General features: G+C 67.6%; 20 protein-coding genes and 1 pseudogene. 16 read left to right on the top strand and 5 right to left on the bottom strand.

Translation table 11 applies throughout. The annotated features are described in order from the left end of the window. Window positions 1-13: 13 nt before the first annotated feature. The 3 genes from ACQPYK_RS44355 to ACQPYK_RS44365 all read left to right on the top strand — a co-directional run bounded on the left by ACQPYK_RS44355 (window position 14) and on the right by ACQPYK_RS44365 (window position 2,552). The gene (locus ACQPYK_RS44355) at window positions 14-508 is read left to right on the top strand and encodes a hypothetical protein (RefSeq protein ID WP_433245943.1); all 495 of its coding nucleotides are present in this window, start codon (window positions 14-16) and stop codon (window positions 506-508) included. 138 nt (window positions 509-646) lie between these two features. After that, window positions 647-922 (top strand): helix-turn-helix domain-containing protein, encoded by a 276-nt coding sequence (locus tag ACQPYK_RS44360; RefSeq protein WP_433245946.1) that lies wholly within the window; start codon window positions 647-649, stop codon window positions 920-922. A 1,126-nt stretch (window positions 923-2,048) separates the two neighbouring features. After that, window positions 2,049-2,552, top strand: coding sequence for an inclusion body family protein (locus tag ACQPYK_RS44365; protein ID WP_433245949.1), 504 nt, complete (start codon window positions 2,049-2,051; stop codon window positions 2,550-2,552). A gap of 651 nt (window positions 2,553-3,203) precedes the next feature. Here the strand turns inward: ACQPYK_RS44365 and ACQPYK_RS44370 are convergent. Together ACQPYK_RS44370 and ACQPYK_RS44375 are read right to left on the bottom strand one after the other, a co-directional pair. Further along, window positions 3,204-3,359: pseudogene (locus tag ACQPYK_RS44370) on the bottom strand (IS5/IS1182 family transposase); the annotation flags it as partial. A 435-nt stretch (window positions 3,360-3,794) separates the two neighbouring features. Next, complete coding sequence (locus tag ACQPYK_RS44375; RefSeq protein ID WP_433245952.1) at window positions 3,795-4,331, bottom strand: hypothetical protein; 537 nt, start codon at window positions 4,329-4,331, stop codon at window positions 3,795-3,797. A gap of 882 nt (window positions 4,332-5,213) precedes the next feature. Between ACQPYK_RS44375 and ACQPYK_RS44380 the strand changes: the two genes are divergently transcribed. The 10 genes from ACQPYK_RS44380 (at window position 5,214) to ACQPYK_RS44425 (ending at window position 15,744) form a co-directional block, all read left to right on the top strand. After that, window positions 5,214-5,651, top strand: coding sequence for a Fur family transcriptional regulator (locus tag ACQPYK_RS44380; RefSeq protein WP_433245954.1), 438 nt, complete (start codon window positions 5,214-5,216; stop codon window positions 5,649-5,651). 32 nt (window positions 5,652-5,683) lie between these two features. Beyond that, window positions 5,684-7,915 carry a catalase/peroxidase HPI gene (gene katG / locus ACQPYK_RS44385; protein ID WP_433245957.1) on the top strand — a complete coding sequence of 744 codons (2,232 nt, stop codon included), beginning with the start codon at window positions 5,684-5,686 and terminating at the stop codon, window positions 7,913-7,915. A 491-nt stretch (window positions 7,916-8,406) separates the two neighbouring features. After that, window positions 8,407-9,333, top strand: a complete 927-nt coding sequence (locus tag ACQPYK_RS44390) for a S1 family peptidase (RefSeq protein WP_433245960.1) — start codon at window positions 8,407-8,409, stop codon at window positions 9,331-9,333. Between the two features lie 1,083 nt (window positions 9,334-10,416). Then, the gene (locus ACQPYK_RS44395; RefSeq protein ID WP_433245963.1) at window positions 10,417-10,572 is read left to right on the top strand and encodes a hypothetical protein; all 156 of its coding nucleotides are present in this window, start codon (window positions 10,417-10,419) and stop codon (window positions 10,570-10,572) included. A gap of 195 nt (window positions 10,573-10,767) precedes the next feature. After that, window positions 10,768-10,947, top strand: coding sequence for a DUF1348 family protein (locus ACQPYK_RS44400; RefSeq protein WP_433245966.1), 180 nt, complete (start codon window positions 10,768-10,770; stop codon window positions 10,945-10,947). Between the two features lie 31 nt (window positions 10,948-10,978). After that, a complete protein-coding gene (locus tag ACQPYK_RS44405) occupies window positions 10,979-11,146 on the top strand; it encodes a hypothetical protein (protein ID WP_433245969.1) in 168 nt (55 codons plus the stop codon). Continuing rightward, window positions 11,146-12,123 carry an NADPH:quinone reductase gene (locus ACQPYK_RS44410; protein ID WP_433259101.1) on the top strand — a complete coding sequence of 326 codons (978 nt, stop codon included), beginning with the start codon at window positions 11,146-11,148 and terminating at the stop codon, window positions 12,121-12,123. The genes ACQPYK_RS44405 and ACQPYK_RS44410 overlap by 1 nt, the downstream gene beginning before the upstream one ends. 62 nt (window positions 12,124-12,185) lie before the next feature. After that, on the top strand, window positions 12,186-12,995 hold the full coding sequence (locus tag ACQPYK_RS44415; RefSeq protein ID WP_433245972.1) for an SDR family oxidoreductase: 810 nt from the start codon (window positions 12,186-12,188) through the stop codon (window positions 12,993-12,995). A gap of 246 nt (window positions 12,996-13,241) precedes the next feature. Next, window positions 13,242-14,291 (top strand): AraC family transcriptional regulator ligand-binding domain-containing protein, encoded by a 1,050-nt coding sequence (locus ACQPYK_RS44420; protein WP_433245974.1) that lies wholly within the window; start codon window positions 13,242-13,244, stop codon window positions 14,289-14,291. Between the two features lie 394 nt (window positions 14,292-14,685). After that, the gene (locus tag ACQPYK_RS44425; RefSeq protein ID WP_433245977.1) at window positions 14,686-15,744 is read left to right on the top strand and encodes a lytic transglycosylase domain-containing protein; all 1,059 of its coding nucleotides are present in this window, start codon (window positions 14,686-14,688) and stop codon (window positions 15,742-15,744) included. Window positions 15,745-15,895: 151 nt separating this feature from the next. Here the strand turns inward: ACQPYK_RS44425 and ACQPYK_RS44430 are convergent, their stop codons facing one another. Next, window positions 15,896-16,657: an SDR family NAD(P)-dependent oxidoreductase gene (locus ACQPYK_RS44430; protein WP_433245980.1), complete on the bottom strand. Its 762-nt coding sequence runs from the start codon at window positions 16,655-16,657 to the stop codon at window positions 15,896-15,898. Between the two features lie 597 nt (window positions 16,658-17,254). Between ACQPYK_RS44430 and ACQPYK_RS44435 the strand changes: the two genes are divergently transcribed. Together ACQPYK_RS44435 and ACQPYK_RS44440 are read left to right on the top strand one after the other, a co-directional pair. Next, window positions 17,255-17,761 carry a DinB family protein gene (locus ACQPYK_RS44435; protein ID WP_433245983.1) on the top strand — a complete coding sequence of 169 codons (507 nt, stop codon included), beginning with the start codon at window positions 17,255-17,257 and terminating at the stop codon, window positions 17,759-17,761. Between the two features lie 186 nt (window positions 17,762-17,947). Then, window positions 17,948-18,535, top strand: a complete 588-nt coding sequence (locus tag ACQPYK_RS44440) for a hypothetical protein (protein ID WP_433245986.1) — start codon at window positions 17,948-17,950, stop codon at window positions 18,533-18,535. Between the two features lie 48 nt (window positions 18,536-18,583). On the opposite strand, the gene ACQPYK_RS44445 is transcribed toward ACQPYK_RS44440, so the two are convergent. Together ACQPYK_RS44445 and ACQPYK_RS44450 are read right to left on the bottom strand one after the other, a co-directional pair. After that, window positions 18,584-19,009, bottom strand: a complete 426-nt coding sequence (locus tag ACQPYK_RS44445) for a hypothetical protein (protein ID WP_433245989.1) — start codon at window positions 19,007-19,009, stop codon at window positions 18,584-18,586. Window positions 19,010-19,117: 108 nt separating this feature from the next. Beyond that, entirely contained in the window at window positions 19,118-20,560 is a 1,443-nt protein-coding gene (locus ACQPYK_RS44450; protein WP_433245992.1) for a PLP-dependent aminotransferase family protein, read from the bottom strand. A 47-nt stretch (window positions 20,561-20,607) separates the two neighbouring features. Between ACQPYK_RS44450 and ACQPYK_RS44455 the strand changes: the two genes are divergently transcribed. Further along, window positions 20,608-21,066, top strand: a complete 459-nt coding sequence (locus ACQPYK_RS44455) for a carboxymuconolactone decarboxylase family protein (RefSeq protein ID WP_433245995.1) — start codon at window positions 20,608-20,610, stop codon at window positions 21,064-21,066. Window positions 21,067-21,158 lie beyond the last annotated feature (92 nt).

The following is a 21,158-nucleotide window of genomic DNA, read 5'->3' on the forward strand; positions in this document are numbered from 1 at the left end:
AGAGGGAACGACCATGGACCTTGTGCTGAATCCGCCCTATGGAGTCGCTCCCGTACAACTCGGGATGACACTCGACGAGGCCGTCGCGGCGGTTTCCCCCTGGGGAGAGCCCAAAGTACGGACCCGCCGGAACCGGGCCCCGGTGACCATCTCCACGTCCTGCGACGGAGTCGGCGTGCAGGTCCTACTGGAAACGGGGGCCCTCGTCACCGCGGTCGAACTGTGGTGGCCTGGCGAGGGCAAGCAGACCAGCACGCGCGTCCTGCTGGACGGTGACGATGTGTTCCGGACTCCGGCCGAGGAGATCTTCCGCCGCGCGGCCGAGCGCGGTTGGAACGTCGACCAGACGGAGATCGAGTACCCGTTCATCCCCGGCGTCTCGCTGGGATTCACCCGCCAGACCTCCCAGGAGGTCCCGCGAACTTCCGATGGTCTCCCGGTCCTTATCACCTCAGTCCTGGTCGGCGGGGAGCACTACTACAACGACCGCCTCAAAACCCGCGACTGAGCCGCCATGACCTGTGCGGACCCGCACCCCCGCCGGGGGTCACCGGAGCGATGGCACCCAGCCTGCGCCACAGGCGCATGCCGTACCTCGTCCGTTGCCGTCCCGATGTCCGGACGGACTGTCTCGATAGTCGGAGCGTTGCGCTCGCACGGTCCGGCCTCGCTGCCCCGGCTCGGCGAACGGCAACTCGCCACGCTGGAACAAGAACTGCTCAAGGGGCCCGTCCGGCACGGCCGGCCCGATCAGCTCTGGACGCCGTCTCGGGTCAAGACCGCGATCGGCCGGCGCTTCCATCTGATCTACACCCTCCAAGGCGTGCGCAAGCTGCTGATCCGCAACGGCTACTCCTGCCAGGTATCGGCCCGGCGCGCGATGGAACGCGATGAGGCAGCGGTGACCGGGTGCCCCGGGTAGCTCGGCCGGAGCCCATCGCGGGGCGTAGACGAGCTCCAGCACCGGCGGCCTGCCGGGTTGAGTTGATAGGTCAGGCGACTGAAATCGGTGTCGTGGAGATAGACGTGAGCGCCCTTATCGGTCCAGAACTCGTACAGCCCGTTCTTGGAGGTAACGCCACGATCTTTGTCTCCGGTCACACCGACGAACTCGGTCGCTGACATGTGGACATGGTCCTACAGGCTGAAGTGATCTCGGCAGGCCTCAGAGAAGCGGTGACAGCAACGTCCCCACCCATGAGCACACTCGGGCTACCGTCCACCCCCCTCTAACCAAGGTTCCCAACATCCGAACAGGGTGATCGGTCCGCCTGAAAAGCGGAAGGTCAACGGTTCGACCCCGCCGCTGACCACCACATCTGAACAGCCAAAACGCCCCGAGCCGATCATGGTCGGGGCGTTCTTGTCTGGCTTTGACGACAACGCTGACGACAACACGCACACTCGCCAAGAATGAGCCGGAATGGCCATCTCCGTGTGTGGGGAGCACTCTCCGAAAAACGCCTGCGGTTCATCGCCGGTGGGACCATCCCGCGTGCGCGGGGAGCACGGGACGGCGTCCCTGGGAACCGTCCAGGTCGCGGGATCATCCCCACGCGCGTGGGGAAGACGGACGCGCACAGACATACGTGCCGGATCCAGGCGGCTCACTCCCACGTGCGCGGGGAGCACCGCCGGCCCGGGCGCGACCGGAAGCAGCCCGGCGGACCATCCCCGCGTGCGAGAGGCCTCCCCGCTCGTGGAACCCCAAGCAGCGCCCGCCTGCGCGACCGCCTTCCAATCCACCATTCTAGTCTCGATATTCATCATGATTCCCATTAGTCGACCGACTCAACGGCGCAGGGCTAGCACTTAAGGGCACTACGGAACGGCATTTCTTGCGTTGCCCAAAAGGAAGAAATATGGCCCTTGACATCCTTATTGAACGCCCTAATGGGAATCCTGTTCAAGGATCTTGATTCACAAATCTTGACAATTGTTCACCGGCTCGGCAAGCTCTCCAGTGCGGGCGATTTACAGTCAAGTCGTGATTGCAGGATTCTGGACTACGGCCTGTCTTTTCGGATCACTACAGGGAGAATTTCTGTATGTCGGAGTTCATTAACGTCCTCATCGCCATCGACGCGGAAACCATTCTCGGAAAATACGGCAAGAACACCGATCCGAACAGCCCCACGTCGATCCCCGACAGCAGCAGTTTGATCTACATGACGACCCGGCAGAACCAACTCGGGAGTACTCCGGGAAGCGAGCTGACGATCAACGCCTCCCCCATGGACATCATCAGGTGGCGTGAGACGACACTATCTCTGAACTCCGAGTACACCAGCATCCTCTACAGGTTCAACGCCCTGTCCGGACAGGGTCTGATCAGCACTCCCGTACCAAGGTCGGTGGTCCTCAACGAGCCGCAGCCGAGCAGCCAGGACCCATTGAATCCCACTACCCAGAAAATCAACAGCTACTACTGGGAGTCCGAGGTCTTGGACACGGGGACGGTCACCTACAATTTCAGCTTCATGGTTCTCAACCACAAAGGTGAAAAGCAGGGTTACTACTACTGGGACCCATACATCAATATTCAGGATTGACGGAGTCGGTGCACCGATTCGCCCATCTGCGTCCGGTGACACTTCGCCGTGAGAACGTGAAACATGTTCAGGAATGATAGGCGATTATTCGGCGACAGCGACAGCGGCGCTTACCTGACGTAATTACCCTGGACGAGCATCGTCCGGCACATATCGGTCTTGGGTGGGGCGTCTCCCGACGATCCATCGATGAACCGGCTACTTGGTCGATCGGCGCAATCAGGTGACCCCTTCGATCGATCGGTACACGCTACGGCTTCTCACCAGGCAGAACGCGCGGGTCCGCTCTGCGGAGATCATCTCCTGACCGCCGAGCAGCCACCTCAATTCCGGCCCGATGGGAGCGATGGTGGCTTCATGCCGCCGACGCGCGGTAGTTGCCGACTACCTCGTGCACCACGGACGACCCGGCCCTTCGGACGGTGCCAGCCCCGCCTCGTCCACGCCTCTAGCCATCGCATGCTGCTCGCCCGCCGGCGCAGGGGCGCAGCACAGCTGGATCGCCCTTCGGGGCTTACCTGAGCCGTGTTCAGCGAGGATTTGCCCGCACGGTTTTGAGGGCCCGCCGCAGCAATGCGGCGGGCCTACCTGCGCTTGTTACGCGAGGACGTCGACATTCTCAAGGGAGCCACAACTTTCTTCATGCGGGAGCGTGATCACGAACGCCAGGGACCGGCCGCGGCCGTCACAGGCCAGATGGATCTTGCTGGTCAGTCCGCCGCGTGATCGACCGAGGGCGTGATCTGGCGGTTCGGCCGGGTGCGGTCCCCTTTTGGCCCTGGCGGCGTGCTGGTGGGCGCGCACGATCTTCCACACCACGCCGTTGAGCACGCGGTGATCATCGTCTCGGGGACGGCGTACTCGTGAGCACTGTCGTGGCCGGCGTGAGCTGATGGTGTCACCGCGGAGCCTTTGAACGCTTCGAGCATCCACCGCTGGCTGCTGGATGTGGGGTTGACGACAACGATGACATCGGCCACCACAGGCATTCGGCGGTAGTCGTCCACAACCTTCTGACCTCGTGTTCGTCGAGCGGGGCAGGATGGTTGGTCCGCCTGAAAAGCGGACGGTCATGCTGCCGCGCCGCTTCCGTCGCTCGGGCCTGGCAGCCTGTGCTCCGGGTCAGTTTGCCGCCGAATGAACTATGGCTGATGTCCGTGACCCGAACCCGCGCCTGTCCGTGACCCGAACCCGCGCCGGGATGCTACTTCGTGAGCGCCGCGGTTCTGTGGCGGAAGCGCGTTAGCCTTGAGCCCCGTCGCCGTTGTCTGCGGTTCGCAGGGTCGGCTCGGCCTGAAGCGGCACTGGCTTTCCCTCTAGATGTGCACGCCCGTTGCTCAAGAAGATTCCACGCGCCCGGGACGCCTCATTCATGGCGGCTTCCAGCGCCCCTCTGATCTCTTCCAGGCCAGATCGGCCGACTACCCCGTATTTCGCGAGAGCCCTCTCAGCACGTTGACAAGCGGCGTAGATGTCCCAAGCCATATCGACAAGCTCGACCGGTCCGTGTAGTTGAACGCTGATGGCGGTGTGTGCCACCTCGTCCAAGCAGGCATCCAGCGCGGCGTACTCCTCGGCCGGCACGCCTACATGAGTAGGACGCGATCCGGCCCAGCGCTTGTCCATGATCTGTCCGGCCCAGCGCTTGTCCATGATCTGTTGGATGTCAACGACCTTGCGCCCGAACCGAAACGCGGCCGTGCCGAGCGCAGCGTAGGCCTGGCGGCGGGCCGCCTGACGCGCCGACTCGTGGTTGGAATCGCTCGCCACCGAGGCCACTCTGACCGCACCTCGTCTGCCGACAAGTGCGCCTCCGAGTGTGTCCGCTACTCCGACGAGTCCAGTGAGGATCGCTACGATGCCGCCATCCATATCGGCCCCCATGTGTGGAGGAGGTCAGATACTTGATCTCCTTCGTACAGCACACGAAATACAGCACACGCACGACGGCTGTTGGAACACGCCATGGCGGCCCTGATGTCATCCTTGATCCAAAAGGGCAGGCTGAACAACCCCGGGAACCGGAAAGTGAGAGACCCGCTCTCAAGTCAAGGCTGAGACCGGCTAGGGGCGGATCGTCAGGGGTCTAGCCGCCGGATGGGCGAGACCCCCACCTCGCCACGGGGCATACACGGGATGATCTTTCTGAGACTGGCAGGCGAAGCAGGCGTTCTTGCAGGTCACAGTATCTAGGCCTGCCGTGAGGCCACCTCTCTTCTCAAGCGGGTGTCGCATGTTCGAATCATGCCGGGGGCACGCTTCCCATCAGCTACGCAGTCCGCGACCAGAGAGTTCTTGACCATTTATCTTGGATCAAGAGCGGCTAATCGCCTCCCGCACCGGCCCGTGCCGGTGAACCTCACCCCGACGATCTCGGCCACCGGCATGCCCTGTGCGGACGGCAGTACCGTCCGCGCCCGCCGCCAGGTCACCACCGGCCCAGCGCCTCTGTGGATGATCCGCAGCCGCCGCCCCTCTTCGTCATCCATCTCGCGTACGCGTCCTGCTACCAAGACGGCCTGACCGTGACGCACCGCCCCCAAGTCCACCATCCGGACGGCACATCACGCCACAACAGGACAAACGTCGCACGACATGACACTAGACTTGGACCATTCGTTGTCTTGAATTATTCGTGTTTATGGCGATAGGTTGGGCGCCATGAGCGCACCCAGGACTCCGACCACCGCCGATGAGCTGCGCGGTGTCGGCCTGCGAGTGACGGCCGCCCGCGTCGCACTGCTCGAGACCGTCCGGGACGGTGATCACCTCGACGTCGAGGCGATCGCCTCCGGGGTGCGCGATCGCGTAGGCCACATCTCCCTTCAAGCCGTGTACGAGGCCCTCCACGCGCTCACCGCGGCGGGACTTGTACGCCGCATCGAACCGCCCGGCAGCCCGGCCCTGTTCGAGGGACGCATCGGCGACAACCACCACCACGTCGTGTGCCGGTCGTGCGGTGTCGTCGCTGATGTCGACTGCGCGGTCGGCGAGGCGCCCTGCCTGACCGCGTCCGACGACCACGGCTTCTCGATCGACGAGGCCGAGGTCATCTACTGGGGCCTGTGCCTCGACTGTTCCACTGCCCGCACTTCCTGAGCACCGTGATCCGCCCAGTCGGAAGGATTCCCATGTCTGAGAACCATGATGCAATCGTCACAGACCCGAAGACGGAGGGCGAAGGTGGCTGCCCGGTCGCGCACGGGCGCGCCCCGCACCCAGTTCAGGGCGGCGGAAACCGCCAGTGGTGGCCGGAGCGGCTCAACCTGAAGATCCTCGCCAAGAACCCCGCCGTGGCCAACCCCCTCGGTGAGGAGTTCAACTACGCCGAGGCGTTCACGACCCTCGACCTCGCGGCCGTGAAGCGGGACATCGCGGAGGTGCTGACGACCTCGCAGGACTGGTGGCCGGCCGACTACGGCCACTACGGCCCGCTCATGGTCCGGATGGCGTGGCACAGCGCGGGCACCTACCGGATCAGCGACGGCCGCGGCGGCGCCGGAGCCGGCCAGCAGCGCTTCGCCCCCCTCAACAGCTGGCCGGACAACGGGAACCTCGACAAGGCCCGCCGCCTGCTGTGGCCGGTCAAGAAGAAATACGGCCAGAAGCTCTCGTGGGCCGACCTCCTGATCCTCACCGGCAACGTCGCCCTGGAATTGATGGGTTTCAAAACCTTCGGCTTCGCCGGCGGTCGTGCGGACGTCTGGGAGCCCGACGAGGACGTCTACTGGGGCCCCGAGTCCACCTGGCTCGGTGACGAGCGCTACACCGGCGACCGGGAGCTCGAGAACCCTCTCGCCGCGGTCCAGATGGGCCTCATCTACGTCAACCCGGAGGGCCCGAACGGCAACCCGGACCCGCTCGCCTCGGCCCGCGACATCCGTGAGACGTTCCGCCGGATGGCGATGAACGACGAGGAGACGGTCGCTCTGATCGCAGGCGGTCACACCTTCGGCAAGTCCCACGGTGCGGGCCCGTCGGACCACGTCGGCGCCGACCCCGAGGCTGCCTCGATCGAGGAGCAGGGCCTCGGCTGGAAGAACACCTACGGCACCGGCAAGGGCGGCGACACGATCACCAGCGGGCTCGAGGGTGCGTGGACGGACACCCCGGTGACGTGGGACAACAGCTTCTTCGAGATCCTCTTCGGCTACGAGTGGGAGCTGACCAAGAGCCCCGCCGGCGCGCATCAGTGGAAGCCGAAGGACGGCGCCGGAGCGGGTACCGTCCCCGACGCCCACGACCCGTCGAAGAGCCACGCCCCGATGATGCTGACGACCGACCTCGCGCTCCGCATCGACCCGATCTATGAGCAGATCTCGCGTCGCTTCCACGAGAACCCCGACGAGTTCGCGGACGCCTTCGCCCGGGCGTGGTTCAAGCTGACCCACCGCGACATGGGCCCGATCGTGCGCTATCTCGGCCCGGAGGTCCCGACCGAGACGCTGCTGTGGCAGGACCCTCTTCCCGCGGTGACGCACGAGCTCATCGACGCTGACGACATGGCCTCCCTCAAGGGCCAGATCCTCGCCTCGGGCCTGTCGGTGTCCCAGCTCGTGTCCACCGCGTGGGCGTCGGCCTCGTCCTTCCGTGGCAGTGACAAGCGCGGCGGCGCCAACGGTGCGCGCATCCGCCTCGAGCCGCAGAGCGGATGGGAGGCCAACGACCCCGACCAGCTGGCGACGGTGCTGCGCACCCTGGAGGGAGTCCAGCAGGCCTTCAACGCCGCCCAGACCGGCGGCAAGCAGGTCTCGCTCGCCGACCTGATCGTGCTCGCCGGTGGTGCGGCCGTCGAGCAGGCCGCCAAGGACGCCGGCTTCGCCGTCGAGGTCCCCTTCACGCCGGGCCGCGTGGACGCGTCGCAGGAGCAGACCGACGTGGAGTCGTTCGTCGCGCTCGAGCCGACCGCCGACGGATTCCGCAACTACCTCGGGAAGGGCAACCGGCTGCCGGCCGAGTACCTGCTGATCGACCGGGCGAACCTGCTGAACCTGAGCGCCCCCGAGATGACGGTCCTCGTCGGTGGCCTCCGTGTCCTGGGCGCGAACTCCCAGCAGTCGCCGCTCGGCGTCTTCACCACGACCCCCGGGTCACTGACCAACGACTTCTTCGGCAACCTGCTCGACCTGGGCACGACGTGGAAGGCGACGTCCGAGGACGCGAACACGTTCGAGGGTCGCGACGCCGCCACGGGCGAGGTCAAGTGGACCGGCAGCCGGGCCGACCTCGTCTTCGGGTCGAACTCCGAGCTGCGCGCGATCGCGGAGGTCTACGCGAGTGATGACGCGAAGGAGAAGTTCGTGAACGACTTCGTCGCGGCGTGGGACAAGGTGATGAACCTCGACCGGTTCGACCTCGTCTGATCATGACGTCCAGGTCGGCCCGCGCCGGCCGACCTGGACGCCATCAGTCCGAAGGATTCGGCCCGCGCGGGCCGACCTGGACGTCCTCAGTTCGAAGGATCTCGGCATCGTCCGCCTCCAGCGCGGGTCACGTCGAGAGAGTTGCGGTCGAGCAGAGGGCGGGCCGGTGAGCCTGCCCGCTCGGTTACTGAATATGGACTCGTGGTGTCGTAGGCGCTCTGACATGCGTTGATTGAAGTTGACCTGGTTTGTCGGTTTCGGTCAGGAGCCGCAGGTAACCTTGTGTGACCGTGTGTCGAGCCGGTGGATGCTTCTGGCCCACCACCGTGGAATGTCCGACTCGTCGCTGTCGGAAGTTCGCGGTGCAAACCGGCGGGTGAGCTGGGCCAGTGCGGCTGCCACCGGTTGAGCTTGCCGCCCGAGAACCGTAATCGAATCGTGGAACGTTCAAGGTGTCTCCCCAGCCGCACCTCTCGACTGATGGGAGATCTGTGTTCAAGGCAATCGTCAGACGATCAACGGTGCTCGCCACCCTCATGGCCGTCACTCTCATGGCCGGGCTCGCACTGACCACCGCCACAACGGCCGCCGCGGCCACCCTCCACGAGGCGGCCTCGGCCCGCTCGGCGAGCGCGGGCCGCCCGGCCATCATCGGTGGGAAGGCCGCAACGGAGCCCTACTCGTTCATGGTCTCCTTCCAGTTGCCGGGACTACCCAGCCACCACTGTGGCGGTTCCCTCATCGCCCCGGACTGGGTCGTCACCGCCGCCCACTGCAAGGGACTCATGAAGCCTGGCAGGACGCAGGTACGGATCGGCTCTCTCGACCGCGGCGAGGGCGGAGCTCTCACCGGCGTGAAGCGCGCCATCACCCATCCCGGCTACGACGAATCCGGTCGGGGCGGGGGTTTCGAGCAGGACATCGCGCTGGTCCAGTTGGACCGGCAGGTAGACCTTGAACCCATCCGCATCGCCGACGACCCCGGCAGGGTGGGCGAGCCGAGCCGCGTCATCGGCTGGGGCATGGCATGCGAGGACAGGAACAACCCGACCTGTAAGAACGGTCCCCGGCAGTTGCAGGAACTCGACACCGTACGCGTGCCCGACAACCGGTGCACTTCCCTCAACCGCGGCAGTGAGCTGTGCACCGGCGAGCGCCACGGGCGTGCGGCCAGCGCCTGCAACGGCGACTCCGGAGGTCCGCAGATCCGCAGGGTGGGCGGCCGGTGGGAGTTGATCGGAGCCACCTCGCGCGATGGCGACGACATGGAGGACCGCATGGACGGCGGCGCCGGCTGCTCCACCAACCCCGAGGGTGAGCCGGGAGTCGGCATCTGGACCGACGTGACCCACTACCGCTCCTGGATCACCGACACCATCAGGGAACACGTCTCCGCAGAGCTTCACAGCGCCTCCTGATCACGTGGCGGACCGTGCGGGTGCCGATTAGCTTGATCTTTTGACCTGCGCGTTGTCGTCGGGCGGTCATGGTGAGGTCTCGTTCGACGGTTTTGCCGACGTCGTAGGGGGTGCTGGCGTGCGTTTCTTGGAACCGGGAGCATCCGGGGCCGAGTCTGCCGGGTTCGAGTACGCCGGGTCCGAGTACGCCGGCCGGCAGAGCGGTCTTCGCGCGGAGGTTCCGAAACCCCCGGCACGCAGCCGGCTCTCCTCGATCCGGCCGCAGTTCAAGGCGTCATACAGGGCGCCGTGGCCGCGCCGGCGCTCGGGGGGCCGGTGTTGGATCGACCAGCGATCTGACCGCGCCGTCGGCACCCGGCAGCACGTCGGTGAGCTCGAACGACGCATCCGATCGGACGGTAGGACAGTCGTAGAGGTCGGTCCGGAGCCGGAACGACACGGTCGGCGGCTCGACGCGAGCGGCATCGTCCAGCAGGCTCGTCCTCACGGCCTCGGTCGGTGATCATGGGCGCTTCGGCAACGCACGTGATCACGCCAGGGCCGCTTTGCCGTCCGGCGAACACCAGAACCGTCGGTCAGTTCAACGAACCGACCGCGGCGGAGGTTGAAGATCAAGCTGAGCCCGCCGGTCGCTGTAATCACGGGCTCGGCAACCACAGAGATCCGTCAGGACATTTCTGGATCAATCACTGAGAGCATCAGCGATCTTCTCATTGGCACGGCGCCGTCCTTCCATGCGCCGGCGTGGACGCGGAGCAGCACGTCAACGCTGTGCCCGGCCCACTTGGCCACCTCAGTGGCCGGAACACCCCGCATTCGGCCAAAGCGAGACGGCCGAGCCACGCACGCTCGGATGGCGGGTGGGGATCGTCACCGTTGGATCCTGCTCTGGACGCCGGACGTGCTCAAAGCCCGCCAAGGCTGGTGCGCGGTGCACGCTGCGGCGACTCCGCACGGGAAGTCCGGTCCGCCTTGGCGTGAATCGCCCCCTCCGTGACAGCTTGAGGCCCTCACCATCCGAGCTCCGCGGCCCTAGCTTCGATTACGGGCCCCAACCACCTCACCGAACCAAGCGAGGATCCCGTGATCATCGACGCGCTGTCCACAGCTCTGCCGTACGGCTATCGCGGCCGTCACCGCCACCAGGAGCCCAAGACGGTCCTCCAGCCGGACCACGCCCCGGATCCATCTGTCGATCCGACCGAACGTGCCGTCACGACTCATTTCGAGCCGGCGTGACCGCGAGGAGTTCCCGACCGGCCGGGAGGAGGTCCGTGCCTTCCTGACCCGCAGGTAGGCCGAACCCGCAAGTGAACCGACCCCGCAGGCGAACCGATCCCGCAGGTGGTCCGAGGAAAACGGCTACGCGCCGCGCAGGCGGCCGTGGGCTCACACCGGCGACCGGATCGCCGTGCGGTTCCAGTGCGAATCGCCGTGCGGTTCCAGTGTGAATGGCACGACGAGACCGGGCAGTGGTGGCGCAGCCAGGGCAACGAGCTGTGGGAATTCGACGCCGACGGCCTCATGTCCTGCCGGGAGGCCGGCGTCGACGACGTCCCCGTCACCGAGACCACGCGGACCGTCTTCGGACCCCGCGAAGACGATGGGCGATAACCACCGGCCAGGTACGGCTGAAGGAGCAACGATGGAGCACCTCATACACTTCTCGATCTCGGCCAAGCAAGTGGCCGATAGAGAGTTTGAACGGTTCTGCGGCAAGCAGCGGAGCCGGCCCCTGCTCGACTCTCCCGACAGGGGACACGCGATGGACGACCAGGAAATCCCGCGCCTCGCCCCGGGGAGCGCCTCGTGATGCGGGCGGCATGGTACGAGCGTCAGGGCCCGGCCCGCGAGGTGCTGACCGTCGGCACGATGCCGATCCCCGCGCCAGGACCCGGCGAGGTCAGGGTCAAGATCATCGTGTCCGGCGTCCACGTCGGAGATCTGGGCAAGCGGCGCGGCTGGTGGGGCTCCACCATGGCCTTCCCCCGGGTGATCCCGCACGGCGACGGCGCGGGAACGATCGTCGAGGTCGGCCCGGGCGTGGATCCCGAGCGGCTCGGCGAGCGGGTCTGGGTCTACCTGGCCCAGTCCTACCGGCCGTTCGGCACTGCGGCGGAGTACACCGTCGTGCCTGCGGCGCATGCCGTACCCCTGCCGGAAAGGATCCCGCTGGAGCAGGCGGCCGGACTGGGCATTCCGGGCATCACCGCCCATCGCGCCATTCTTGGTGACGGGTCGGTGGACGGGCAGACGATCGTGGTGACCGGCGCGCTGGGCGCCGTAGGCCGCACCGCTGTCGCAGTCGCGCGCCGCGGAGGTGCACTCGTGATCGCCACAGTACGGCAGGCGGCCCATCTGGAGCAGGCGTTGGACGCCGGAGCGCACCACGCGATCGACGTCTCCGAGGGCGAGGTCGTCGGGCGCATTCTCGACATCGCTCCCGGCGGTGTGGATCGGGTCGCGGAACTGGCCTTCGGCGCCAACATCGCCGTCGATCTGGAGATCCTGCGCTACGGCGGGACGATCGCCACCTACGCCACCGATGACGCGAATCCGGCCGTGCCGTACTGGCCCCTGGGCTTCAAGAACATCACCGTGCGCTTCCTCAGCAACGACGACTTCCCCGAGGAGGCCAACCGGGCCGCGGCCGCCGAACTCACCGCCGCCCTGCTCCAGGACGACCTGCGCTACCCGATCGCCGGCCGCTTCGCCCTCGACGACATCGCCGAGGCCCACGACCTCACCGAACACGCCGCGGCGACGGGCCGCGTCGTCATCCACCTGTGACCGTGAAAGATCCACGCGTGACCGTGAAAGATCCATCTGTGGCTGTGAAAGGTGCACCTCCCATGACCATCCTGATCACCGGCGCGAACGGCTCTGTCTCCAGTGCCCTGCTCGCTTCGTTGAAGGGCCAGAAGGCGCGGGCCATGGTCCGCGATCCGGCCAAGGCCCCCGAAGGCGTCGACGTCGTGGTCGGCGACCTGGACGAGCCGTCCACACTGGCGGAGGCCTTCGCCGGGGTCGACACGCTGTGGCTGCTCACGGCCATGGGTCCACAAGCCCCGCACGCCAGCATGAACGCCGTCCACGCCGCCAAGCAGGCGGGCGTCAAGCACGTCGTCCGCATGTCCGCCATCGGCGCGGCCCACGACGCTCCCACCCGTAACGGCCGCCTGCACGCCCTGTCCGACCACGAACTGCGAGTTTCCGGCCTGGACTGGACGATCATCAAGCCTGGCTTCTTCATGCAGAACCTGCTCGGTTCGGTCAGCGGCGGCACCCTGTACGCCGGGCTCGGTCACGGCCGTCTGGGGATGATCGACGTGCGTGACATCGCCGACTTCGCGGCAGCCGTACTGATCAATCCCGCACCGCACGCCGGCCGCACCTACACCATCACCGGACCGGCCAGTATCTCCCTGCACGAGGCGGCCGCCACGGTGGGCGCCACCTACCAGCCCGTCACCGACGAGCAGGCCCACACCGCGATGATCGGCTTCGGCCTGCCCGACTGGATCGCCGCGGTCAGCGTGGAGTACGGCAGGGCGTACGCCTCCGGCTGGGGCGACTACACCACCCCCGACTTCGCCCAGGTCGTCGGCCGCCAGGCCCGTTCGTTCGCCGAGTTCGCCCGCGACCACGGTCTCGGCTCATGACGGCTAATGACGCGTCCGCCGGACCCGGCCCGTGCCACGCCGCGCCTCCGGAGGGCGCCCAGTGGGGCGACCATCCGGAGACACGGTGGCGCGGGCGTCGTTCGCAACGGCAGCGACCAGGCGGACTCGCCATCCGGGACCCACGAACGAAAACTCGACGAGCCTATGAAGGTTCGGATGATCTACTTAATTCCGCGCACAATGGCCCGAAAAGGGCGAGAAGGGGGGGATGTCTATGATTCGGGTGTGAACGAGGGGTCGAACTCAGTCGGCATGGCACGAATGATGATCAAGGCTCTGTCCCATGCCGGGATGGATCCGGCCGCGTTCGCGCACCTGCCCGATCTGCAGTCCCATGTGCTGGCCGACGACCTGTCCCGGGTCTCCACACCCACCCTGACCTCCATGTGGGAACAGCTCATCACCTGCGACCTCGGCACGGCCATCGGCGCCCAGGCCACCACGCTGGTGCCGGTGGGCCACTACGGGGTGTGGGACTACCTCTTCCTGACCGGCGAGAACCTCATCGACGGCGCGAGCCGCGCCCTCGGCTATCTGAACCTGGTCGGTGATCCCAGCACCGAGCGAGCCGTGACGATCGAGGACGGCCGGCTGTTCACCATCCGGCACCAGACCGGCCCGGCCGTACCCGAGGTGGTCGAGGCCATCGAGATCTTCGCACAGATGTTGTGGCTCAGGCGGGCCAGGGAGGCCACCAGGCGTGCGATCGTCCCGGTGCGGGTCACCTTCCGACACCGGCCCCGCCGGACCCACGGGCACCTGGTCGAGGCGTTCGGCACCGCGAACATCGAATACGACGCCCCGTACAACTCCCTCACCTTCCTGGACGGTGACGCCCGGGCGCCGCTGCCGATGTCACCTCCCGGCATCGAGCACGTCCTCCTCCAACAGGCCGACCAGGTCCTCGTCGCCTCCAAGCCGGTGCTGGACTGGCCGAGCATGTTCCGCATGACGCTCGCCACGACCTTCGCCGAGGACAGTTCCCCGGCCCTGGACCGGGTCGCCCAGCGGCTGGCCATGAGCGTGCGCACCCTGCAGCGGCGCCTCGGCGAGCACGGGACCAGCTGGCGGGAGGAGATCGAGACGGTCCGGCAGGAGCAGGCGCTCAAACTGCTCCGCGACACCGACCTGCCCATCCGGTCGATCGCCGTCCGGCTGGGGTACAGCGACGTGCGGACGTTACGGCGAGCCGTACACCGATGGCATGGCCGTCCTCCTCACACCCTTCGCAAAGGACTGGCTCCAACCGAATTGCTCGTGCCGGCCGACGGTTGATGTCATCGCGCGACGCTGCCGGGCTCTGACGAGCTGCTCGACGGGCGGCTCGTCTTCACCGGGCCGCCGGGTGGCGGCCGCCACCCGGAGACCGAGCAACTCGATCCTCACAACCGCCGCTTCGCACCCAGGTCATGACGAAACTCCTCCAGGAGGACCTCGCTGGTTCTGGCGCCGGTACGGCGAGCCGCCTCCTCGCCGCCGTCGCCCAGGAAAGCCGCCGTCGCTCATGAAAGTCGCCGTCGCTCACGAAAGTCGCCATCACCCGGGAAAGGCCGCCATCACCCGGGAAAACGGCCTGGGGGATCACCGCTCGGGTACGTTGGGGCCGATGAAGGATCAGCAGACGGAAGTGGCACGGCCGGAACGGGGCCACCGGCCGAGCGGAAGGGCGATGTCCGCAGGACGAGCGACGCCCGCACAACCGGGCGCCTCGGACGGCAGGCCGCAGGGCATGCGCGCAGGCCGGTCGCGCGGAAGGTCGATGGTCGCCTCGCTCATCGGCCTGGCCGTCGCGATCTCCGGCTGCGCCGGCGCACAAGGCGCCGCCTCGCCGGCCGCCGCCTCACCTGCCGCCACCGGCCGGACGGCGACACAGCCGGCTCCGGAGCTGTCGGCGACGCCACCGGTGAAGGAGTCCGCAGGCCAGGCGCCCGCCCCGCCCGCGCCGGACATGGCGATCCCCACCGATCCGGCACGGCTGGCCCGTTCCCTGACCGGCACCGTCACGGAGCTCCGGCGTGCCATCGATGACTGGGTGCGCGAGGGAGACCCCGTCAAGGGGCAGCCCCCCGAGCCGGTGGTGCTGCTGGCCCTGCACCAGCAGCGCGTCTACCGCTACCTGGCCCGCAATCCACAGGTCGCCTCCCGCACCTACGCCAGGCTGCCGAAGGCCCTGGCCGGGCAGGCGAAGGACAACGTGACGGCCGCCCGGAATCTGCTCTCCCTCGTCCATCCCATCAGTGGATCGGCGAAGTTCCGCGTCCAGCCGGCCAAGCCCGCCGATGTCCTGCTCGGCCACTTCCGGCATGCCGAGCGCCGGTTCGGCGTCGAGTGGGAGGTGCTTGCGGCGGTGATGTTCGTCGAGACCAAGTTCGGCCGTGTGCGCTCACCGAGCTACACGGGCGCCAAGGGTCCCATGCAGTTCATGCCGGGAACGTGGGACGCCTACGGAATGGGCGGTGACATCCAGGACACCCGCGACGCCCTGCTCGCCGCGGCCAACTACCTGCACGCGTCGGGGGCGCCGCGCGACTACCGGCGCGCGCTGTACGCCTACAACCACTCCCAGGCCTACGTCGACGCGGTGCTGCTGCACGCACGCCAGATCAAGCAGGACATCAGGAACTACTACGCCTACTACAACTGGCAGGTCTTCGTGGTCACCACCCGTGGCGACCGTCGTCTCACCGGCCCTGGCCTCACGACTCGGCGCTCCTCCTCCGGCGGGTAGAAAGCCTCCGCGGTCCTCCGGCGGGTAGCAAGTCTCCGCGGTTTCAGACATCCGATCTTCCCAGGGTGTCGAGGTACGGCAGGCGGACGACCCCGACCAGCCGCCCTCGATCGTCGAGGAACGCCGGCTCCGTCGTCGATGCGAATCGCGTTCAGAAGCGGGGGCCGAGGAAGCAGCCGCCGGTGACGTCCAGCAGGTCGCCGGTGATCCAGCGAGAATCGTCGGAGGACAGGAAGGCGACCGCGGCGGCGATGTCGGAGGGGACGCCGACCCGGTTGAGCGCGTTGCCGGCCGCGACCCTGGCCTCCATTTCGGGGCTGGAGGTCATCCAGCTCTGCGCCTCGGTGGCGGTGGGGCCGGGAGCGACGGTGTTGACGGTGATGCCGCGGACGCCGACCTCCTGCGCCAGGGTGCGGCCGAGGGCGTTGAGGGCGCCCTTGGTCGTGGCGTAGGCCAGCTCGGGCAGGGCGATGCGGGTCACGGCGGAGGAGATGTTGATGATGCGCCCGCCGTCGCTCATCAGCGGCAGGGCCTGCTGGATGATGAAGAACGGCGCCTTGACGTTGACCGCGTACAGTCTGTCGAACTGCTCGGGGGTGGTCTCGGCGATCGGGCCGGTGGAGGTCTGAGCCGCGTTGTTGACCAGGATGTCCAGCGGCCGTCCGGCCAGGCCGTTGTTCAGGCCCGCGAACAGGGTGTCCACGTCTCCGTCGACACCCAGCTCGGCGCGGATCGCGAACGCCCGGCCGCCGGCCTGCTCGATCTCCGCCACGGTCTGCCCGGCGGCCTCGTCGTTGCCGGCGTAGTGCACCGCGACCAGTGCGCCGTCCGCCGCCAGCCGCAACGCGATCGCCTTGCCGATGCCGCGGGAGGCGCCGGTCACCAGAGCCGTCTTGCCGGTCAGAGCTGTCATGTCGAACTCCTTCGTCAGTTGCTTGGTCGAAGACTCGCGGGAGAGGCTGACAGCCCACTGACAACGAGCCATGGTCGGCTGACGGCGGCGGACGACCTGGCTCGGCGGATGACCTGGCTCGGCGGACGGCGGCGGACGGCGGCGGCGGATGACCTGGCTCGGCGGACGGCGTGGAATTCTCATCGTGCGCCGCCAGCCGGCCTTCCAGCTCGATCGTGGCGGTCTCCGGGGTGTAGTGCTGCGCGAGCACACGCCCAGCAGCTCCCCCGGCGGGGCATCCGCCGGCTCTCCGACCAGCGGGACGTCCCTGCCCCGGCGAGCATCCGCTCCCCCATGGCCCGCAAGCCCAACGGGGTCAGCCGTACGAGGAGATCACGTCAGTATGCCCCTCGGCGAACCGAGAGCCCCGCATGCCCCTCGGCGAACCGAGAGATCCGTGCGTATGCGAAGAAACCGTGATCTCGGTGTTCGTGCAGGTCGAGGTTCGAAGTCGCGCTCTCGCATGCCCGCCGCGCCCGCCGTCCCGTGGAGGGTGACAGGCTCGGTACGGCAGGCTGAGGCCGGAGCAACACCGTCACCGTGGAAAGGAACCCAGCAATGACCACCGAACGGATGGACCCGCCCCGGACCGCCGGCGAGCGCGAGACTCTCCGCGTCTATCTCGACTTCCACCGCGCGACGCTCGCCATGAAGTGCGACGGTCTCTCCGACGAGGACCTGCGCCGCCGCTCGATGCCGCCTTCGACGCTTTCGCTGCTCGGCCTCGTACGGCACATGGCCGAGGTGGAGCGCACGTGGTTCCGCCGAGTGATCAACGGGGAGGACGTTCCGCTCGTGTGGTCGGACGAGGGCGACTACCAGGTGGCCTACGACGCGAGCGGGGCCACGCGGTCGGAGGCTTTCGGCGCCTGGCAGACGGAGATCGAGCACTCGCGCCGGATCGAGGAGGAGGCGAAGTCTCTCGATGTGACCGGCTACCAGCCCAGATGGGGTGAGGATGTGTCGCTGCGCATGGTGATGCTGCACCTGATCCACGAGTACGCCCGGCACAACGGGCATGCCGACTTCCTGCGCGAGGGCATCGACGGGACCGTCGGAGCCTGAAACACCCGGCGACATCCCCTCACCCGGTCCGTCGAGAGTCCGGTCGGCTCCACTCCGTCCCGGCCTATGAAGCTCCGTCCCGGCCTATGAAGCCCGCCGGGCTCACCGACCGGCCGGCTCCCCACACGAGATCTCCGCCGTCCGCACGGGTGAACTTTCGCCGCCGCGGGCGCATCCAACCTGAGCATGAGAAGACTTCAGCAAGCACTCGCTCTGTGCGCGTTGTCCTTCATGTCGGCTGGAACGCTGATCGTCTCGCCCGCCGACGCGGCCACCACCGACCGTTCCGGCTGCCCCGTCCCCACCAAGGCGGAGGCCGGGCGGTCCAGGTCGGCCATGTCCGACCAGCCGCCGAGGGGCGCCACCGCCATCAAGGGCCTCCGCGTCGGCCACGTTCCGAAGGGCTTTTCCACGGGCCAGGTCGTCGTCAGCGAGCATGACGGCCTCAGCGAGTACGGCTACCGGTGGATCGACGGCCGTGACGATGTCGATCGAAGGCATCGGGCTCTGTGGGTGCGGGTGGTCTGCTGGCCGGACGTCCGGAAACTCTCGCGGCTGAGAAACGCCCCGTTCGACATCGGCGGTTTCTCGGCCGACCCGAAGACCGTGAGAGTCGGCGATCGCAGGGTGCTCGTCCAGGAGGGCGACGGCGCGCTCGGCCACGGGCGATACGCCGGCTGGATCGAGCGGAGGGGAATCGTGGTCACCGTGATGGCCAGCGAGCCGCTCGTTCCCGAACTCAACAGAATCATCAAGGGAGTCCGGCTGCCCTGAGGCGGGCTCCTCCCGGATCTTCGCCCCGACCCCTCCGGGCGGGGCCCGCTACTGCCGCGAGGAGCTCATCGACAGGCGAGCCCGCTTGACGAATTCGGCCACGTAGCCGATCACCACGGCGGGCGGGTAGACGATGACCGCCCGGCCGAGCCCGTCCTGCAGGAAGGATTCGCTGAACGGCTCGTCCGGCAGGGTCAGCTGCCGCGATATCACCACGACCAGCAGACAGCCGACGAAGGGCACGATGCCCGCTATCAACGGCCGGATGAGAGCGCCGGGGCCCTGCCCGGTCGCCAGCCGGGCGGCGAAGAACATTCCGCCGATGAGAAAGAAGGCGACACACGCCATGTTGACGGCGCTCGCCAACGCGATCCCCCGCAGCGGCTTGCCCGCGTAGAGCAGCAGCATGAGCGCGAACACCACTGCGCCGGCTATCGCCGAAGGCAGCCATGGCCATCGTCTGAGTTGACTCATACGAACAAGCTACCTGTCTACATGTAGCTTGTCTACATAAGAAAGTTCTCTATGGCCGACCGGTCAGTGGTCGGCGTCCACCGGGCCTCTCCAGCCGGCCCCCTGTCACTACCCTTTCAAAAGCCGCGCATGCCCGCTCCCCGGCACCGTCCCGACCCTCGCGAGAACGCGCACGAGAGCGTCGAGAGCGGCCGGATACGCGCTCTCGCGCGGCGTGCCGTACCCGATGATGATCGCCTGTGCGTGGTCGCCGGACCGGTGCCAGTGGTCTCCCAGGCTTCCCAGGGCCAGGCCCTGGGCCGAGGCGAGGGCGAGCACCTCGGCCTCGCCGGGACCGCCGGCGGGCAGGCTGACCATCGCGTGGAGCCCGGCCGCGATTCCGTGGACGGCCAGGTCCGGCATGGCACCGAGGCGAGTCAGCAGGAGGTCGCGACGCCGCCGGTAGCGCAGACGGCAGGCGCGGATGTGCCGGTCGTAGACATGTGTGGTGATCAGGTCCGTGAGGGCCAGCTGTCCGATCGCCTCGGTGTGGTGATCGAGGTGCAGCTTGGCGCTCGTCACCGGTTCGACGAGACGGTGCGGCAACACCATCCAGCCCAGACGAAGGGCTGGGCCGAGGGTCTTGGACGCGCTTCCCACGTAGACGACGTGATCGGGCGCCATGCCCTGAAGCGCGCCGACGGGCTGGCGGTCGTAGCGGAACTCGCCGTCGTAGTCGTCCTCGACGATCAGGCCGTCGTGGCCACGGGCCCACTCGGTGAACGCGTGGCGGCGGGCCGGGTGCAGGGTGACGCCGGTCGGATACTGGTGGGCCGGGGTCACCACGACCGCTCCCACCCGCCGGTCACGGTACAGCCGATCGGGGCGGGCTCCGCGCTCGTCCACCGGGAGCACGGCGACGGCCGGGCCGGCTCGCCGGACCACCTCACGGTGAAAGCCCAGACCCGGGTCCTCCATGGCGATCTCGGCCACCCCCGCGTCGTCGAGCACCCGGGCCAGCAGGGCCAGAGCCTGGACATATCCGGTAGTGATCACGATCTGTTCCGGGGGTGCGAGCACGCCACGCGTCCGTCCCAGATATTCGGACAGCGCGACGCGCAGCTCGATCCGCCCGCGCGGGTCGCCGTAGTCGTAGACCTCGGCCGACGTCGCGGCGAGCGCGCGCCGGGTGGCTCGCAGCCAGGCCTCGGCGGGAAAGGCGCTCACGTCGGGGCTGCCCGGCCGCAGGTCGTGGCGGGGCGCGGCGGCGTTCGGCGGGGGCGGCGGCACCGGTGCGGGGTGTCGCGTGAGATCGGCGACCGTGGTGCCGGAACCCCGGCGGGCGGTCAGGTAGCCCTCGGCGATGAGCTGGTCGTAGGCGGCGGTCACCGTGCCCCGGGACAGGCCGAGCTCCACGGCCAGCCTGCGGGTCGAGGGCATCCGGGCCTGCGGGGCGAGCCGTCCGGCGCGGATGGCGTCACGCAGGGCATGCTCCAGGCCGGAGCGGCGCCCGGTCGCGACGTCGACTTCCAGATACAGGTCGACACCGAAAGTGGTCCAAAATTCCGACACAATATTGGATCTTATTCTCGGTCCAGTGTTTCCTTAGAGTCGCCCGTATGACTACGACGAACTCCTCCCCCGTCCGCCTCGCGGTGGACAAGCTCGCCCCGCACATCAATCGGGCGATGAACGCGCTGGACGCGGCCTCTCGGGAGACGAAGCTGGAGTCCTCCCTGCTGGAGCTGGTGAGGGCTCGCGCCTCGCAGCTCAACGGTTGCGCCTACTGCGTCGACCTGCACTCCCGGGACGCGATCAAGGGCGGAGACAGCGAGCAGCGGCTGTTCGCCCTCCCGGTCTGGCGGGAGACGCCGTTCTTCACCGAGCGGGAACGCGCGGCGTTGGAGCTGACCGAGGCGGGCACCCGGCTCACCGACGGGCCGGTGACCGACGAGGTGTACGAGCGGGCCTCGGCCCAGTTCGACGAGACCGAGTTGGCCGAGCTCATCTGGACGATCACGGTGATCAACGCCTGGAACCGGCTCGGCGCCATCGCCCACCCCTGGCCTCTGGCGTGACCGTACCCTTCGCAACGAAGGGTACGGCTCGCCGGCCGGGTGGCCGCTCGAAGCAGCCGGCCGTTCGGATCGTCCGGTACGGCCACCCGGAC

This window comes from Streptosporangium sp. CA-135522, from assembly GCF_050949235.1.
Classification (GTDB): domain Bacteria; phylum Actinomycetota; class Actinomycetes; order Streptosporangiales; family Streptosporangiaceae; genus Streptosporangium.

Bases quoted from the DNA above. Each gene is read 5' to 3' on its own strand.
- ACQPYK_RS44355 (WP_433245943.1), top strand. From the start codon at position 14: ATGGACCTTGTGCTGAATCCGCCCTATGGAGTCGCTCCCGTACAACTC.
- ACQPYK_RS44365 (WP_433245949.1), top strand. From the start codon at position 2,049: ATGTCGGAGTTCATTAACGTCCTCATCGCCATCGACGCGGAAACCATT.
- ACQPYK_RS44380 (WP_433245954.1), top strand. From the start codon at position 5,214: ATGAGCGCACCCAGGACTCCGACCACCGCCGATGAGCTGCGCGGTGTC.
- katG (WP_433245957.1), top strand. From the start codon at position 5,684: ATGTCTGAGAACCATGATGCAATCGTCACAGACCCGAAGACGGAGGGC.
- ACQPYK_RS44405 (WP_433245969.1), top strand. From the start codon at position 10,979: ATGGAGCACCTCATACACTTCTCGATCTCGGCCAAGCAAGTGGCCGAT.
- ACQPYK_RS44410 (WP_433259101.1), top strand. From the start codon at position 11,146: ATGCGGGCGGCATGGTACGAGCGTCAGGGCCCGGCCCGCGAGGTGCTG.
- ACQPYK_RS44415 (WP_433245972.1), top strand. From the start codon at position 12,186: ATGACCATCCTGATCACCGGCGCGAACGGCTCTGTCTCCAGTGCCCTG.
- ACQPYK_RS44425 (WP_433245977.1), top strand. From the start codon at position 14,686: ATGTCCGCAGGACGAGCGACGCCCGCACAACCGGGCGCCTCGGACGGC.
- ACQPYK_RS44430 (WP_433245980.1), bottom strand. From the start codon at position 16,657: ATGACAGCTCTGACCGGCAAGACGGCTCTGGTGACCGGCGCCTCCCGC.
- ACQPYK_RS44435 (WP_433245983.1), top strand. From the start codon at position 17,255: ATGACCACCGAACGGATGGACCCGCCCCGGACCGCCGGCGAGCGCGAG.
- ACQPYK_RS44440 (WP_433245986.1), top strand. From the start codon at position 17,948: ATGAGAAGACTTCAGCAAGCACTCGCTCTGTGCGCGTTGTCCTTCATG.
- ACQPYK_RS44445 (WP_433245989.1), bottom strand. From the start codon at position 19,009: ATGAGTCAACTCAGACGATGGCCATGGCTGCCTTCGGCGATAGCCGGC.
- ACQPYK_RS44455 (WP_433245995.1), top strand. From the start codon at position 20,608: ATGACTACGACGAACTCCTCCCCCGTCCGCCTCGCGGTGGACAAGCTC.